Genomic DNA, 17,299 nt, shown 5'->3' with positions numbered 1-17,299 from the left:
CACTTTTAAAGCTATTCTTCTAGAAAGAAAATGACATATAATCATCACCACTTCCCCATTTATAAAGGACATCTACAATTTCTCCAAAGTTCTTATTTTCTTCTGAAGTGGTTTCATTCGGGAATTGCTGTTTAAGAGAAACCGCCGTACACGTACCGTCTTTTAGTCTTGTTTCTACAACACTATATATATAAAAACTTCCGTCTTCCAAAGCAACCCCTAATTGCCCGCTGTAAGGATATTTATATTTACGTAAATTGGTAGTCACATCCATACCTGACAAGGTCTTGACAGCAGCAGGCAACGGCTCACCCAATGGCATCAAACTCCCTCTATATTCCACATCTCCATAAGAATCCCATCCGTATTGATAATAATAAAGCTGGTTTCCGCTGGCAATAACCACATAACGTTTATTTCCAAAATTAGCCATACCACGATAATCATTGATAACTCCTAAAGGAGCCTCATAATACCAACCATCCATACAACTAACGGATCTGCTATCAGCCTCTAACCCGAAATAACGCAATTCATATACTGATGTAGCTTCATCTTTCAGCAAAACCGTCCAAAAAGGATAAGCCATTGTAAAATCATTCCCTCCATCATATGGAGCTGGCAATGCATCTACCACTGTCTTTTTTATATTTGAGAAGTGATCTTCACCACTCGGATCGGCAATATTATACATATTCCCACTTTCAGAACTAGTCATTTCGCCGATAGCTGAACTCTCACTTCCAGCTACATTACCCACATCCAAAATGCCCACTAATGAATTATCTTCTTTTGTCAACGCAAGCATCACATTCGTATAATAGTAATTAAACTTATAGGCTTGGAACAAGCGACTGAATCGGGTTTCATTATTTAATCCTATAGACATATAGGTACCTGCATGAAAATCAGCCGCATCTGCCTTTTTTTCCCAATAAATTAGTCCATTCTTATCCAACAATGCCTTAGCCGTATAAGTCATAGCAGCTTCTATCGGAGAAAAATGAGCAGGAATATCCCCACGGAACTCTTCATCTGTGTACACTTCACGTTCCAGCGTATTGCCATTAAGCTCCACCCAGCGATCTTGTTTCACTACCAATTCATCGTATACGCTAATACCGTACTGAAGATTATAATCTATATAACCAATGTTATTCATCAATCCTTTCGGATTTGATCCCAAATTGGAAACGACATCACGCTTCACTATATGATAAACCAATGAATCACGAGTAAAGGTTTCCCCATTATACGTTACCTGATAATGTTGTGTTGTAGGTACAATGAAATGAAGCACAGAACGTCCGCCTTCATCCGACAGAATAGTCCATCCACGTTGAAACATAGACATCACCTTAATAATCGTAGATTTTCCGAACTGGACCCCCGACTTATTGTCGGTCACTGCAAATGTCACTTGATACGTACCGCTTTTGTCGGCTTTAAATGTATAAGTGGCACCACTTTCACCTGTCTGCAACTGTTTGTCTATGTACCATTCGTAGCTGACGTCGGGCGTAATGCTGTCTATCGTAAACTTAAATGTAGGCGCCAATACCAATTCGTCTCCCTCTATCAAGTTATATCCAGAATTGATATTCTCAATATTGAAATTACCACCTTGTAAGTCATTAATCTGCTTGTAGTTATAATTATTGTCATCATCCAAACAACCGGACATAACTCCGACAAAAACAGCCATCACTGCATATATTCCTAATTTTTTCATACTTTGCAATTTTATAGTTATCCTGCCACTTCCACAGTAATCACATTTCCATGCTCATCTTTCTCCCAATCTTCCTTTTTCTTTCCTTCGTTCATCTGCTTCAGGGTATTCTTCAGTCTTAATGAATATTTACGTAATATTTGCTTGTTCTTTCCATCGAACACCATATCATCTTTTTTCAACTCGTCCAAAAACATCTGATACTTCCTTTCCGAATATTCACCTAGATAAAACCAATCGACCGAGTTCCCCGGATTGGATTCTGATCCTGCATCAATCACCGACCACCAGTGAGGTTTAAACAAACGATCGGTAACAGTAATAAAAGCACGAGAATATGAATGGTCACCTTGCTTCACCCCGTTTGCCTCCACTACCTGCAATGCCAATATTTTCGTTTCTTTCTCCAGCATTGGGGCATTCTTCAGTATCACATAAATGGTATCCGTGAGCAATCCCTTTCTAATCCTACAGTCTGTAGGCAGCACATATAAGTCGGCAGGCAAGGTTGTATATTCTGCATCTACACTTACATTAAAATGTAAATCATCTTCCTGTATTTGCCCGTAGACAGAGACTTCTACCGGTATTTCGGCATCCTCACCCTCATTATACATTTTAAAAGATACTGTAGTCGTGTCTTTTGTCATATCATTAGCAAATCTCAAATAGGCTGTATCGTTACTGTTGACCAGCAATCCCTTCTCTTCACACGAAACGAGCATCAGATCTGCAATACAAATCAACGCTCCCCATATAGCATATTTTATCTTCATTTTCATTTCTCCTAAATAGTTATTATGAAAATATTCCTTATATTTAAATATTTGATTCCGAATCAGGTTTCGGCAATACCACATTCTCATCAGTCGGCAAAATATCACTACTATAATAAGAGCTGGCGGGGATCAATCTATTCAACCGTTTATACATATAGAATATCTGCCCTTCACCCAGAAATTCACGACGGGCATCATTTACCAACAAATCTATAAACTCCGATTTATTTGTCACATTATCAAACTTCTTTGATATCCCTCTTCCTTTTTTCACCAATTCCAAATAGCCTCGTGCTTCTTTGGGTTTGGTATCAAAAATCGCTTCAGCAGCAATGTAATACACCTCAGACATACGTATCATAGGGAGCATACGATTATTTGTTTTCCCTTCATTTGTACTCTCTGTCTGTTTGTTATACTTCAATGTGCGATAATAAAACCCATAATACTTCTCTTCCAATTGATACTTAAACCGCCAGTCGCTATTTATTTCATCCCCATACAGTTCTTTCGCAACATCACCATCAAGACACAAATAATTCTCCTCACTGGCCCCATCGGAACCATGATTTATTTCCTGATCCCATTCCACCAACTCCTTTGAAGAATAGAGCCCGAAAATAATATCATTATACATCTTCATATTTCCATTCCTAAAGCCAGACGAATTAGTTGAAGCCTCGAAATAGCCGGTTTTATTTTCTTCATCAATGATTTTCTTGGCTTCTGCATAAGCCTCTGCATTCTTTCCCGCATACAAGAAAACACGAGCCAACTCCGCCGTTACCGCATAATAATTCAGGCGATAGCCTCTGCTTTTTGCAAACAGGCTCTCTGAAACCGTTTCGATATTGAATCTAGCGTTCGCCCCCATACTAGATGTTGCATCCACTTCCTTCAGAATGCGCTGTGCTTCCTTCAAATCAGCAATAATCTGTTCCAAACAATAACTAACAGTTTGATGGTTGTTAACATAGCTAGGATAAACATTAACATAAGGAATAAAAGTACGGTCATCTTTCCCGAAACCAACAGATGAAGGAGATGGAGCATAAATACGAAGCAAATCAAATTGTATAAATGCGCGCAATCCGATAGCCTCACCCAAAATCATCTGCCGCTCACCATCAAGTCCACTAAAGAGATTAGGGTCAGCTTTGGCAGCCTGTTGAGCCAATTCATTACAATTAGCAACCACATTCCAAGCAGCATTCCACATGGCATCTGTGACAGGGACTAATTCTGTATTTTTAAACTGAAGCGCTGCCATATTTCTCATAGCTGTTCCACCACCTATACTTGGAGCTTGATCTATATAATAAGACTGTGCCCAGGCATCCATAATCCCCCAAGTAAGGTTACTTCCATACAAATTGAAAGTAGCCATCTTCCGGTAAATACCGTTCGTTGCCGTACGGAAACCATCACCAGAAGAGAACAAATATTCCTCCTTTATCTCATCAGAAGGATAAAGGTCAAGCCAATCTGAACACGAAGAGAGTGTCAAGACTACAAACGCAAAAGAAACAAACGTAGTATATATTTTTCGTATCATAATGGTATACTTAGAATTGTGCTTTAATAGAGAAATCAACCGTCCATGATTTCGGGTAACTTAAACCTCGCTCCTGACGGATAGAATTCCAGTTAATAAAATCGCGTGTACTTGCTTCCAATCGGAGCATATTCATTCCCAAATACTTCTTTATCCATTCCCGATTGAAATCATAGCTTAAAGTTAATGCACTCAAACGCAGATAAGCCTTATCCTGAACGAAGCGTGAAGTCGGCATAGTGGCACTATCGGCATTTTTAATATCTTTAAACTGCGCAATATCTCCCGGCTGTTTCCATCTGTCGGTCAACACACGCAAGTCTACGTTTTGATATTGTATTCTGGCATTCTCCACCCGGTCTACCAAAGTCTGATTATACTCCTGCCCGCCCCATTCGTATTGGAAAGCAGCAAATAAGCTCCATTGTTTATAAGCAGCATTAAATCCGATAGAGCCATTGAATTTAGGTTCAGTATTACCAACAGCCACTTCTTGAGTGGCATTCCATGTGTCGGACACGCTACCATCACGGTTTAAGAATATTTCCTTACCTGTAGTAGGATCAATACCCAAAGATTTCACAGCCCAAATGGAAGTAAGTGACTGTCCTTCCTCATATTGAGAAATTGGTACTCCATATTTAGAATTATAGCGGCCATACTCTTCATTCACTATATTCTCATAGAATTCTTTTACTCGCTGATTGTAGGCACGTTGCGAATCAGAAATTTTTAGAATCTTATTCTTGTTGTGTGCCATATTTCCCCATAACGCCACCAACCAGTCACGATTACGGAATACTTCGCCACGTACCTGCAACTCAAATCCCTGATTCAGTACTTCACCCATATTGTCTTTATAACTAGAGAAGCCGGAAGTTTGAGACAGGCTGACATCGTTCACCAAATCAATTGTTTTATCATGATAATAATCTGCATCCACCGTCAAGCGCCGATTCAGAAATTGCATTTCAATACCTACATTAAACTTATCAGTCTTTTCCCAAGTCAAGTTGTTATTTCCCAAAGCTTTCAACACTGCGCCAAAACCTGTTGCATACCATTCATCAAAAAGCGCTTCGTACATAGTTGTAGCAGCATAAGCTGGAAAACTAGCTTTACCAGTCCGCCCATACGATGCACGTACCTTCAATTTGTTAACCATCTCATTTCCTTTTAGAAACTCATAATTATGAATGTTCACCCCCAAACCTCCGGAGAAGAACGGTGCCCAGCGTTGCTTGGAGCCAAAATCAGATGACCCATCAAAACGAACGGAGAAATCAGCCAAATAAATATCATTCCATGTATAGTTTCCGGTAGCCCATGCACTGACCATGCGTGAAGTACCTTCGGTACGTGACGGCTTTTCATATATTTCGGCTGCATAATTCGATGAATGGAATTGTCCACTCGGAAATCCGCGGTAATGAACGTTTGTCGCATCTGATGAACCAGAAGATGCCTCCCATGCCACAGACAGATTTAAATTATGTTTATTGAAAGAACGTGTATAATATAAAGCTGCATTTGCATTCCAATTCAAACTATTTCCATCATCCACATAGAGGTCACCCAAGTTATGTCCACCTTCATTAGGAGCAGCCGTGGTTTTTGAAGACAGCGGGTCAATAAACCGTTCTCCACTAGAATATTTACGGTTCACACTAAATTGACCTCTAACAGTCCAGTAATCGGTCAGATACCAATTCAAACTCAAATTATTGGATACTTCATCATAAGCACTCCAAGTATAATTGCCAAGAGTCGCTTCGTATAGTGGGTTGTTAGCCTCGCGTAAATTGCTATTCTTCGAGAAGCTCAACCTTTTTCGCAACGTCCCGTCATCATTATAAGGTGTATCATAGGGTTGCAAAATGGTATAGTCACTAAACGAACCATAAGGCGACTCTTTCGATTTAGAATGAGTGAACGATACAGTGTTCTTCACTTGCAAAGACTTCATACGATAATCCAGAGAGAAACCAACACTATAGCGATCACGTCCTGACCCCTTCATCACACCATTCGCTGCATTGTAAGAAGCATCTACACCCCAACGCAAGTTTTGCGTACCTCCCTCTATAAAGAGGCTGTGTTTATGGTCGAATGCATTTCGTAGAGGCAGTACCATCCAATCAGTATCCACACCACGTTGAATTTGTGCAAATCTCTTATTATAATCAAGAATTTGATTTTCCATGTTACTATTATCGAAAAGTCCGGCAAGGCGTTCCATCTCCAGTTTTTCTGAAGCATTTGCCAGATTATAGTCGCTCAAGTCGGGCATTTCCACCGTACCTGTAAAGTTGTAAGAGACACGCACTTCACCTGGTTTCGGAGTGACGGTAGTGATAACTACCACACCGTTAGCGGCACGCGAACCGTAAATAGCGGTAGCTGCAGCATCTTTTAGGATGGTCATGCTCTCTATGCGGCTGGGATCTAAGTCGTATACCTTTTCGATGCTAACTTCAAATCCATCCATAATGAATGTAGGCAGATTGGGATTATTTTCCAGATTCGATTTAGACAATTGATTCTTATCCAAATCTCTGGTACCTACCCCCGAACGTCCACGAATATACATTTCAGGCAATGCGTTCGGATCGGAACCAAACTGCGTATTGCTCATCAAACGAAAAGAAGGGTCGAATGACTGCATGGCATCCAGAACATTGGTTTGCGATACCTTACGCAACTCATCACCTGTTATTTGGGTAGAACTACCAGTAAAGCTTGATTTACGAACATTGCTATATCCGGTTACAACTACATCCTCTAATGTCTTCACATCATCCAACATAGTAATCTCAAGCATCTTCTTACGTGTAGCATCTACCTGAAGAGTCTGTTTCTTCATACCAATAAAAGAGATTTCCAAAGTCACCTTATCATCCTTAACATCCAAAGTAAACTCACCTTCAATATTGGTAGAAGTACCCGTACGAGTACCTTTTACGATGATGCTGGCTCCTGGAATCGGTTCCTTATTCGAATCAATAACCGTACCACGGATACGATTATCACGCTTCTCGGCCTGCAATTTACGAACAACAACAATACCGTCTTTCACCACATAATCAAATCCCTAGGGATTTAAAATCAACTTTAGAGCGACTTCCCATTTCTCATTTTTTGCATTAATTGATACGGGAGGAACTCCTTTAAACATTTGTGAATTATACAACATATTCACTCCTGTTTGTTTCTTCACTGCATCCAAAACTGTCTCGATAGAGACATTATGCAGATTCAAAGTTACCGTCTTATCTTGTGACGGTAGAGCCCATGTGCTAAATGTGCAACACACTGCCACTAAAAAACATAGTAGCCATCGTTTTTCTCTCATAAATTAATGATTAAACTTTACCTAATATTCTATTTATTCTTACTCTTTCATTCCATCGTATATCAATACTTTCCGGCCACTGATTTTATAAGTCAGATCGCCTGTCAGTTCCAAGGCATCCAAGAAAGAATTGACTGCTCCATAACGTTTCAAACTACCACTGTAAGTTATGTCGCGTAGATCTGGCGTTTCATAATAAACCTGTATATCATACCAGCGTTCGAATGTCTCCATAATCTCCCCTAAAGAGCGATTTTTAAAGTTGTACACACCGTTTACCCAACCGATATATTCGTCCAGATCAACGGTACGTTTCTCTGTGCCATTGGCAGAAACTACTGCTTGTTCGCCCGGCTGAAGAGTTACCGTTCCGACATCCGGTGCAGAGAATTGTACTTTTCCGCGCACCAATGTAGTGTAACAAACGGAAGCATTAGTATAAGCATTCACATTAAATGCCGTACCAAGCACCATCACTTCACCAAGATGAGTTTGTACCACAAATGGATGAGATTCATCCTGCACAACCTCAAAATAAGCCTCACCTTCCAGAGCTACAATCCTGCGTTTACTCGCAAAGCGTACCGGATAAGTCAACTTAGAACCAGCATTCAAATGAACTGTTGTCCCGTCAGCGAGGACCACAGTATTTTCCCCTCCACGTGGTATGACTAGTTCATTTGATATTACCGGCTTCTCTACGACGCTTTTCTCTGTGTGTTGTGTTGTGGCGGTCGGTTTATATGACAGCACTCCTTCCTTATATTTTACCTGAACGCCGTCTACTATTACGTTAATTTCTTTCTTATGCACATCAATAATGCTACCATCAGGTAAAGTCAATTGTGCCTGTTGAACTCCCGGCTGAATCAATGGTCTGTTTTCCTCTTCAGTCGAACCATAATTCGACATATAGAAAGATAAACCGATTACTAAAACAACAGCTGCTGCAACAGACCACCAAATCCGGAAAGCACGAGGCTTCTTTATTACCTCCGGTTCCGTTTGTCCGATTTTCTGAAGGAAAGATTCATAGGCTTTCTTTGATGAATAATTTTTATATTCTCCAAATGCAACTCTTAATGTCTCACCATTCTGCAATTGCTCATACACTTTTTGCAAGTCCGGACATTCCGCCAATCGCTTTTCAAGCTCTTGCTGTTCCGATTCATTAGCTTCTCCTAAAAGAGCTTTCTTCATTAAAGCGGCATCTTGATATACATTTTCGAACTTCTTCATCTTATTTTTCCTTTTTAAATCAAACAACTGTTTAATTTGCTTTATTATAGATATACATAACTCACAGAAAAGGGTGACAAAAAGATGATATTTTTTTGAGATAAGAATATAAAGGAGAGGATTTTAGAGGCAAAAATATAACATTATGTCACGATATAAAAGGAATCCGTTCGCTTTTAACAAAGAAAACAAATCTTAAGTAATCAATAAAAAGATAAAGATGTATCAAATTGATTTTTTTATCTTTTTAGAGAAATAAACAAAGAATAATAGAATGAACAGAGTCGCCCAGCCTCTCACGAAGGAATTTATAGCTGCGTGTCTTTTGAGTTTTAACAGTATTGATACTTATTTCTAAACGTTCCGCTATCTCTTCCCATGTATGTCCTTCGATTCTCATTAAGATAATCCGGCGTTGCTCGGACGGAAGTTCTTCGATATAGCAATAGAGTTGCCGGATAATTTCTTCTTTCACCGTCAATGCATAAATCATATCTTCGTCCTCCACGCTTTCTTCTTCGGCTAAAGAATTCAATATGGTATCATGAATTTGATTATTGCGTATATATAATAAGGTATTATTATAGCAAGCACGATAAAGATAATTGGTAAGCTCTTTAATATCAGAAAAGGTACGCTTCCCTTCCCATACAGAAATAAAAACGTCTTGCACCAAATCTTCTACCGCATCGGGGACCGGCAATATCTTTGATACATAAACACATAAGGCAGTATAAAAACGATCGTAGAAATCGCCCCACATCTTTTCATCCTTCCGGTTTACTCCCGCTACTATAGTGTCAATTTTATCGTTCATACTGTCACATTACCTGCGAAAAAAGGAAACAGAATTCATAAAAATCGCCGTAACTACTTACTTTTACGATATTTACGATTGCAAATATATTGTTTTTTTTCAAAAACGCAGACTTTGCCGGCTTACAAAATAGAAAATAAAAAAGTTCTTTCTCATACATAGAGATTTTTTCACTTTCATCTTTCATCTATCACCAGACTTCTTGAAACAGTTTATTCATAGTACTTTCAAGCATGGTGATAGATTGCCGGTAACCTATCACCTTATCTATCATCTATCACCACCATTTATCGCTCTGATTTCTTGCTTTTCCCTTCAATTTTACCGGGAATCTTGTCCTATGATAGCCACCAGACTTTATTTTTTTGATTTCAAATATGAGTCAGACAAGAGAAATGCTGACAAAACAATCGTAAGCTATAGGGCGGCGGTTCGTATCCCACAAGACGACAATCTGTTTCATGCTTTGAAACATTCTGTTTCATTACGGGAAACACTTTGTTTCACACCGAGAAACGAATCGTTTCAAACCTTGAAACAAACTGTTTCAAATAGGGTTGAAACTAATTGAATCCAGACAAATAACAAATTGCCCCAAAAGAAACTCGAACGAGCTTACCATACAGTTCAAATGAGAAGCAAAAGAAAATAATAGTTGGAAATGAAAGGGCACAAAAAAAGAGCGAATCATTCCGCTCCACCTTTAAAGAATCCCCATAAATGGGATTCTTCTTTTTCTTCATCTTTCATTTACTCTTTACCTGAAAACGTCTTTTTCCTAATACCTAATCAAAACAATCTTTTTCCTAAAAACTAATCTTAAAATCTAATACCTTAATTTTATAAACTAATACCTTTTAATTATTACCTTTTTCTAATACCTAAAATATAAGTAGTTTCACAACTACACTGCAAAGGTATAGCTGTTTGCGAAAACAGCAAAAGCCATCATGCAAAAAATTACATTCAGATTTATTTTTTTGACTTATGTCAAGACGTAGGGTAGATTTTGAGTGTAAACCTCACGTTTATTCCCACAACAATCCGTCTTTTCAACAAATCTTTCCTTTTACTCTCTAGTTGCATTCATAATTGAGCAAGCACACAACTAACAAAAAGAAAGCAAAACAGGGAATTTAAAACACAATCTATTACCATTCTATTCAAAAACATACAATCACAAAAACCAATAAGCGGCCTATTTTCGAACAATCTGCATATTTCTAACTCAAAATTACGGCGATTTTTTCAGTCAAACCGGATTCCTCCCCGGATTTTCAGAAGCAAAAACAGCTTGAAGATACAAGTCTCGCAACTTTTCCGTAACTTTGCAGCGTTTGATAATAAATAAGATAGGAATGGATTTTAAGTACGACGTAATTGTAATTGGTGCCGGACATGCTGGTTGTGAAGCAGCGGCAGCCGCAGCTAATTTAGGTTCCAAGACTTGTCTCATCACTATGGACATGAACAAGATTGGGCAGATGAGTTGCAACCCGGCTGTAGGAGGAATCGCCAAAGGACAAATTGTACGTGAAATAGATGCACTGGGTGGACAAATGGGATTGGTGACAGATGAAACAGCCATTCAGTTCCGAATTCTAAACCGTTCGAAAGGCCCTGCCATGTGGAGTCCCCGCGCCCAATGCGACCGGGCTAAGTTCATTTGGTCCTGGCGGGAGAAACTAGAAAATACACCCAACCTTCATATCTGGCAAGATACAGTATGCGAACTGCTCGTTGAAAACGGTGAGGTTACCGGATTGGTCACTGCGTGGGGTGTCACCTTCAAAGCGAAATGCATTGTGCTCACCGCAGGCACTTTCCTCAACGGACTGATGCACGTAGGTCGCCATCAATTACCAGGAGGAAGAATGGCCGAACCAGCTTCTTATCAATTGACCGAATCCATCGCCCGTCACGGCATCACCTATGGAAGAATGAAAACCGGTACTCCGGTACGAATCGATGCACGCAGCGTTCATTTTGACCAAATGGAAACACAAGCCGGCGAATGTGACTTCCACAAGTTCTCTTTCATGAATACCAGCACGCACCACTTAAAGCAACTTCAATGCTGGACATGCTACACTAATGAAGAAGTACATCGGATTTTGCGCGAAGGTTTGCCCGATTCTCCCCTATTCAACGGACAGATACAAAGTATCGGACCACGCTATTGCCCTAGCATCGAGACCAAGATTGTTACTTTCCCCGATAAAGGCCAGCACCAATTATTCCTGGAACCGGAAGGCGAAACAACACAAGAGCTATATCTTAACGGATTCTCTTCTTCACTTCCGATGGAAATACAAATTGCGGCACTGAAACAAATCCCGGCTTTCAAAGATCTGGTTATCTATCGTCCGGGATATGCTATCGAATATGATTACTTCGATCCGACCCAATTAAAACATACGTTGGAATCGAAGATTATCAAAAACCTGTTCTTTGCCGGACAAGTAAACGGCACTACCGGATATGAGGAAGCAGGAGGACAAGGATTGATAGCCGGCATCAATGCGCATATCAACTGCCACGGCGGAGAAGCATTTACTCTAGCTCGCGACGAAGCATATATTGGCGTATTAATCGACGATTTGGTTACCAAAGGTGTGGATGAGCCCTACCGTATGTTTACCTCCCGTGCGGAATATCGCATTTTGCTTCGCATGGACGATGCAGATATGCGCCTGACAGAAAAAGCATTTAAGCTTGGATTGGCAAAGGAAGATCGCTATCAATTGGTAAGAAGCAAGAAGGAAGCTGTGGAACAAATCGTCTCTTTCGCACGCAACTATTCGATGAAACCGGCATTAATTAATGATGCTCTCGAAAAGATAGGAACTACTCCCCTACGTCAGGGATGCAAGTTGATAGAAATTCTAAACCGTCCGCAGGTGACAATTGAGAATATAATAGAACATGTTCCGGCGTTTCAACGAGAACTGGAGAAAGCGACAAGTTCGGATCAGGATCGAAAAGAAGAGATTCTCGAAGCGGCTGAAATCTTAATCAAGTATCAAGGATACATTGACAGAGAACGGATGATTGCTGAAAAGCTGGCACGATTGGAGAGCATAAAGATCAAAGGGAAATTTGATTATTCTACCATTCAGTCCCTATCCACCGAAGCTAGGCAAAAGTTGGCAAAGATAGATCCGGAGACGATTGCGCAAGCGAGCAGAATTCCGGGAGTCTCTCCAAGCGACATCAACGTACTGCTCGTGCTTTCGGGACGATAGGCGGCAACGTTTCACGTGAAACAAATCATTTAAAGAAACGATATAATTCAATGATTATGAGCAAAGAAACACTAATCAAAAGTATTCGGGAAGTACCCGATTTTCCGATCCCCGGAATCCTGTTCTACGATGTCACCACTCTATTCAAAGATCCGTGGTGCTTGCAGGAATTATCAAACATCATGTTTGATATGTATAAGGATAAAGGGATTACCAAAGTAGTAGGAATAGAATCAAGAGGTTTCATCATGGGACCGATTTTAGCCACCCGCCTGAACGCCGGTTTCATTCCTATCCGCAAGCCCGGAAAGCTACCTGCAGAAACGATTGAAGAAAGCTATGACAAGGAATACGGGAAGGACACCGTGCAAATTCACAAAGACGCTTTGGATGAGAATGACGTAGTTCTATTACACGACGACTTGCTGGCAACAGGAGGCACGATGAAAGCGGCTTGCGAATTGGTGAAAAGATTAAAACCTAAAAAGGTATATGTAAACTTCATCATTGAGCTGAAAGAACTGAATGGAAAATCAGTATTCGGAGACGACGTAGAAGTAGAATCGGTATTGACTTTATAAAGGACTTGCATCTATTTGCAGCGAATATGTCAAAAGTAAGCAGCTAGCGATCTCTCATACCTAACGATTATGAATGTAGAACCGGAAAGCAAAAGCAAAACCAATGAATATCTGAAAGGGATTGTAGCCAACCTTCCCGAGAAACCGGGTATTTACCAATACCTGAATACGGAAGAAACGATTATATACGTTGGAAAGGCGAAAAATCTAAAGAAAAGAGTCTATTCTTATTTCAGCAAAGAGCATGAGCCGGGAAAGACACGAGTATTGGTCAGTAAAATCGCTGATATTCGCTATATCGTAGTCAACACAGAAGAAGATGCGTTATTGCTGGAGAATAATCTGATAAAGAAATATAAGCCGCGCTACAACGTTCTGTTAAAGGACGACAAGACCTACCCTTCTATTTGCGTGCAGAATGAGTACTTTCCGAGAATCTTCAAAACAAGAAAGGTTATCAGGAACGGTTCTTCTTATTATGGCCCGTACAGTCACATTCCATCAATGTATGCGGTATTGGACCTGATAAAGCATTTATATCCCTTGCGCACATGCAATTTAAACCTAAGTCCGGAAAACATACGGGCGGGCAAATTTAATGTATGTCTGGAATATCATATAAAAAACTGCGCCGGACCATGCATCGGGTTGCAATCACAGGAAGAATATCTCAAAAACATAGATGAAATCAAGGAAATCCTGAAAGGGAATACACAAGACATCAGCCGTATGCTATTGGAAAAGATGCAGACGTTGGCAGCCGAAATGAAGTTTGAAGAGGCGCAGAAAGTGAAAGAGAAATATCTTCTGATAGAGAGTTACCGCTCCAAATCAGAGGTAGTAAGCTCCGTATTGCACAATATCGATGTATTCTCAATCGAAGAAGACGAGTCGAACTCTGCTTTCATCAATTATCTGCACATCACAAACGGCGCCATCAATCAGGCTTTCACGTTCGAATATAAAAAGAAGCTGAACGAATCAAAAGAGGAACTTTTGACGCTTGGTATTATTGAAATGCGGGAACGCTATAAAAGCCAGTCCAGAGAGATTATAGTGCCTTTTGAACTCGATTTGGAGTTAAACAATATCGTATTTACCGTTCCACTGCGGGGAGATAAGAAGAAATTGCTGGATCTTTCGGTTCTAAACGTGAAACAGTACAAGGCCGACCGCCTAAAACAGGCGGAAAAGCTGAATCCGGAACAAAGGAGTATGCGTTTAATGAAAGAAATTCAGCAAGAATTACATTTGGAAAGGCCGCCGCTGCAAATCGAGTGTTTTGATAACTCAAACATACAGGGCTCTGATGCCGTGGCAGCCTGTGTTGTATTTAAGAAGGCCAAGCCATCAAAGAAAGATTACCGGAAATACAATATAAAGACGGTTGTAGGGCCTGATGACTATGCTTCCATGAAAGAGGTCGTCAGAAGGCGTTATCAACGCGCTATCGAGGAGAATTCTCCTCTACCCGACCTGATTATCACTGATGGTGGAAAAGGTCAAATGGAGGTCGTCAGAGAAGTCGTTGAAGACGAACTGAATCTGGCTATTCCTATTGCCGGACTGGCAAAGGATAACCGCCACCGCACATCGGAACTGCTTTTTGGATTTCCTCCGCAGACGATTGGCATCAAACAGCAAAGCCCATTATTCCGTCTGCTGACACAGATTCAGGATGAAGTACACCGTTTTGCTATTAGTTTCCATCGTGATAAACGCAGCAAACGACAAGTTGCGTCCGCACTGGATAATATCAAAGGCATCGGAGAAAAGACAAAAACAGCACTTTTGAAAGAGTTTAAGAGCGTAAAACGAATAAAAGAAGCCTCTTTTGAGGAGATTGCCGTTATCATCGGAGAAGCGAAAGCCAAGACCGTAAAAGAGGGATTAAACAATGAATCATCAAAAAATGAATAAGAAGCCGGCGGAGTGGAGCCAGTTATCTTCCTATCATTTTTAGGCCTAAATAATAAGCCATTAAAGCTTTCGGCAAAACCTTATAATATTTTCCTGTCAACACACCGTTTTCTCTTTCGAATTTTGTAAATTTGCCTTTCCTAACCACGAAATAGAATAAATAACAATGCGAATAGTTATACAACGGGTAAGCCATGCGTCAGTAACCATTGAAGGACACTGCAAATCGTCCATCGGAAAAGGGATGCTGATATTAGTTGGCATCGAAGAATCAGACGGGCAGGAAGACATCGACTGGCTCTGCAAAAAGATAGTAAATCTACGTATCTTCGACGATGAAAATGGGGTGATGAACAACTCTATTTTAGAAGATGGAGGCGAAATTTTAGTTATCAGCCAGTTCACGCTACACGCTTCTACCAAAAAGGGAAATCGCCCCTCCTACATCAAAGCAGCCAAACCGGATGTCTCTATCCCACTCTACGAGCAATTCTGCAAAGATTTAAGCGGTGCACTGGGAAAAGAAATAGGCACAGGAATCTTCGGAGCAGACATGAAAGTTGAACTTTTAAACGACGGTCCTGTTACTATATGCATGGATACCAAAAACAAAGAATAGATATTCCATACTAATCATTAATCACTAATCATAAAAAAAATGACTCTGGAAGAAGCACAGAAACAAGTGGACCAATGGGTGAAAACATACGGTGTCCGCTACTTCAGCGAGTTGACCAATATGGCAGTCCTGACGGAAGAAGTAGGAGAACTGGCCCGTGTCATGGCCCGCAAATATGGCGACCAATCCTTCAAGGAAGGAGAAAAAGACAACATAGATGAAGAGATAGCAGACGTCTTATGGGTGCTTCTCTGCATCGCCAACCAAACGGGAGTAGACATCACTGACGCTTTCCGGAAAAGCATGGAGAAGAAAACGAAACGAGATAATAAAAGACATATCAACAACCCAAAACTGAAAGATCATGGAAGAGAATAACTCACAGCCCAACAAGTACAAAGCCGCATTGGCAAAGTATAATACCAATCTGAGCGATGCAGATATTCAAGCTCGCGTAGCTGAATTGATTGAGAAAAAAGTGCCGGAGAACAACACGGAGGACGTTAAGAAATTCCTGTTCAACTGCATTGATCTGACCACCCTAAACAGTACTGACAGCGACGAAAGCGTGATGCACTTTACTGAAAAAGTCAATCAGTTTGACGACGAATATCCTGATCTGAAAAACGTAGCAGCCATCTGTGTGTACCCCAACTTTGCAGCCATCGTTAAAAACACGTTGGAAGTAGATGGAGTCAATATTGCCTGTGTATCAGGAGGTTTCCCCTCTTCACAGACATTTATTGAAGTGAAAGTGGCAGAAACAGCACTAGCCATTGCAGACGGTGCAGACGAAATAGATATTGTGATTTCCATCGGCAAGTTCCTTAGCGGAGACTACGAAGGAATGTGCGAAGAAATACAGGAACTAAAAGAAGTTTGCAAGGAACGCCACCTCAAAGTAATCCTCGAAACAGGCGCATTAAAGAGTGCTTCCAACATCAAGAAAGCCTCTATCCTATCCATGTATTCGGGCGCAGACTTTATCAAGACGTCTACCGGAAAGCAGCAGCCTGCCGCAACGCCGGAAGCCGCTTACGTGATGTGTGAAGCTATCAAAGAATACTATCAGAAGACAGGAAACAAGATTGGATTCAAACCGGCAGGTGGTATCAACACTGTTAACGATGCGATTATTTACTACACTATTGTAAAAGAACTATTAGGTGAAGAATGGCTGGATAATCAACTGTTCCGTTTGGGAACCAGCCGTTTAGCCAACCTCCTCCTTTCCGACATCAAAGGCGAAGAAATCAAGTTCTTCTAAAAATTAAAGGCTACATTAGCAATCAAATACGCCTTACCGCGCGACTCCCGTATCACGGGAATCGACGCGGTATTTTTTATTTAAGAAAAACTAAAGATAGTTACTGGGCAATTCAGAAAAATAATTATCTTTGTAAATGGTTTAGCGATGAAAATATAGCTAATTAGTTATATTAGAGAACGTTTCATTTATT

11 protein-coding genes and 1 pseudogene are annotated in these 17,299 nt (G+C 40.5%); 6 read left to right on the top strand and 6 right to left on the bottom strand.

Features of this window, described 5'->3' with window-relative positions; all coding sequences use genetic code 11:
• Positions 1 to 19: 19 nt before the first annotated feature.
• The 6 genes and pseudogenes from KFO40_RS00240 to KFO40_RS00215 all read right to left on the bottom strand — a co-directional run bounded on the left by KFO40_RS00240 (position 20) and on the right by KFO40_RS00215 (position 9,474).
• Positions 20 to 1,732 (bottom strand): PKD-like family lipoprotein, encoded by a 1,713-nt coding sequence (locus KFO40_RS00240; RefSeq protein WP_004313742.1) that lies wholly within the window; start codon positions 1,730 to 1,732, stop codon positions 20 to 22.
• 17 nt (positions 1,733 to 1,749) lie between these two features.
• On the bottom strand, positions 1,750 to 2,508 hold the full coding sequence (locus KFO40_RS00235; RefSeq protein WP_128858643.1) for a DUF4843 domain-containing protein: 759 nt from the start codon (positions 2,506 to 2,508) through the stop codon (positions 1,750 to 1,752).
• A gap of 43 nt (positions 2,509 to 2,551) precedes the next feature.
• The gene (locus tag KFO40_RS00230; protein ID WP_015531968.1) at positions 2,552 to 4,066 is read right to left on the bottom strand and encodes a RagB/SusD family nutrient uptake outer membrane protein; all 1,515 of its coding nucleotides are present in this window, start codon (positions 4,064 to 4,066) and stop codon (positions 2,552 to 2,554) included.
• A 10-nt stretch (positions 4,067 to 4,076) separates the two neighbouring features.
• Positions 4,077 to 7,418 (bottom strand): annotated as a pseudogene (locus tag KFO40_RS00225) (SusC/RagA family TonB-linked outer membrane protein).
• A gap of 39 nt (positions 7,419 to 7,457) precedes the next feature.
• On the bottom strand, positions 7,458 to 8,657 hold the full coding sequence (locus KFO40_RS00220) for a FecR domain-containing protein (protein WP_211145942.1): 1,200 nt from the start codon (positions 8,655 to 8,657) through the stop codon (positions 7,458 to 7,460).
• Between the two features lie 247 nt (positions 8,658 to 8,904).
• Entirely contained in the window at positions 8,905 to 9,474 is a 570-nt protein-coding gene (locus KFO40_RS00215; protein WP_004307824.1) for an RNA polymerase sigma-70 factor, read from the bottom strand.
• A 1,358-nt stretch (positions 9,475 to 10,832) separates the two neighbouring features.
• On the opposite strand from KFO40_RS00215, the gene mnmG reads away from it, so the two are divergent.
• From mnmG to deoC, 6 genes are all read left to right on the top strand, one after another.
• Positions 10,833 to 12,719 (top strand): tRNA uridine-5-carboxymethylaminomethyl(34) synthesis enzyme MnmG, encoded by a 1,887-nt coding sequence (gene mnmG / locus KFO40_RS00210; protein ID WP_211145941.1) that lies wholly within the window; start codon positions 10,833 to 10,835, stop codon positions 12,717 to 12,719.
• Positions 12,720 to 12,769: 50 nt separating this feature from the next.
• Positions 12,770 to 13,300: an adenine phosphoribosyltransferase gene (locus KFO40_RS00205; protein WP_004313735.1), complete on the top strand. Its 531-nt coding sequence runs from the start codon at positions 12,770 to 12,772 to the stop codon at positions 13,298 to 13,300.
• Between the two features lie 69 nt (positions 13,301 to 13,369).
• The gene (gene uvrC / locus KFO40_RS00200; protein WP_211145940.1) at positions 13,370 to 15,220 is read left to right on the top strand and encodes an excinuclease ABC subunit UvrC; all 1,851 of its coding nucleotides are present in this window, start codon (positions 13,370 to 13,372) and stop codon (positions 15,218 to 15,220) included.
• Between the two features lie 166 nt (positions 15,221 to 15,386).
• Complete coding sequence (gene dtd / locus KFO40_RS00195; protein ID WP_074911122.1) at positions 15,387 to 15,839, top strand: D-aminoacyl-tRNA deacylase; 453 nt, start codon at positions 15,387 to 15,389, stop codon at positions 15,837 to 15,839.
• 39 nt (positions 15,840 to 15,878) lie between these two features.
• A complete protein-coding gene (locus KFO40_RS00190) occupies positions 15,879 to 16,217 on the top strand; it encodes a nucleotide pyrophosphohydrolase (protein ID WP_009041169.1) in 339 nt (112 codons plus the stop codon).
• Entirely contained in the window at positions 16,204 to 17,106 is a 903-nt protein-coding gene (gene deoC / locus KFO40_RS00185) for a deoxyribose-phosphate aldolase (RefSeq protein ID WP_117811792.1), read from the top strand. The genes KFO40_RS00190 and deoC overlap by 14 nt, the downstream gene beginning before the upstream one ends.
• Positions 17,107 to 17,299 lie beyond the last annotated feature (193 nt).

The sequence above is a fragment of the Bacteroides sp. 1001302B_160321_D4 genome (assembly GCF_015667765.1).
Taxonomy (GTDB): domain Bacteria; phylum Bacteroidota; class Bacteroidia; order Bacteroidales; family Bacteroidaceae; genus Bacteroides; species Bacteroides xylanisolvens.
This window is presented reverse-complemented; position numbering and strand designations above follow the sequence as displayed.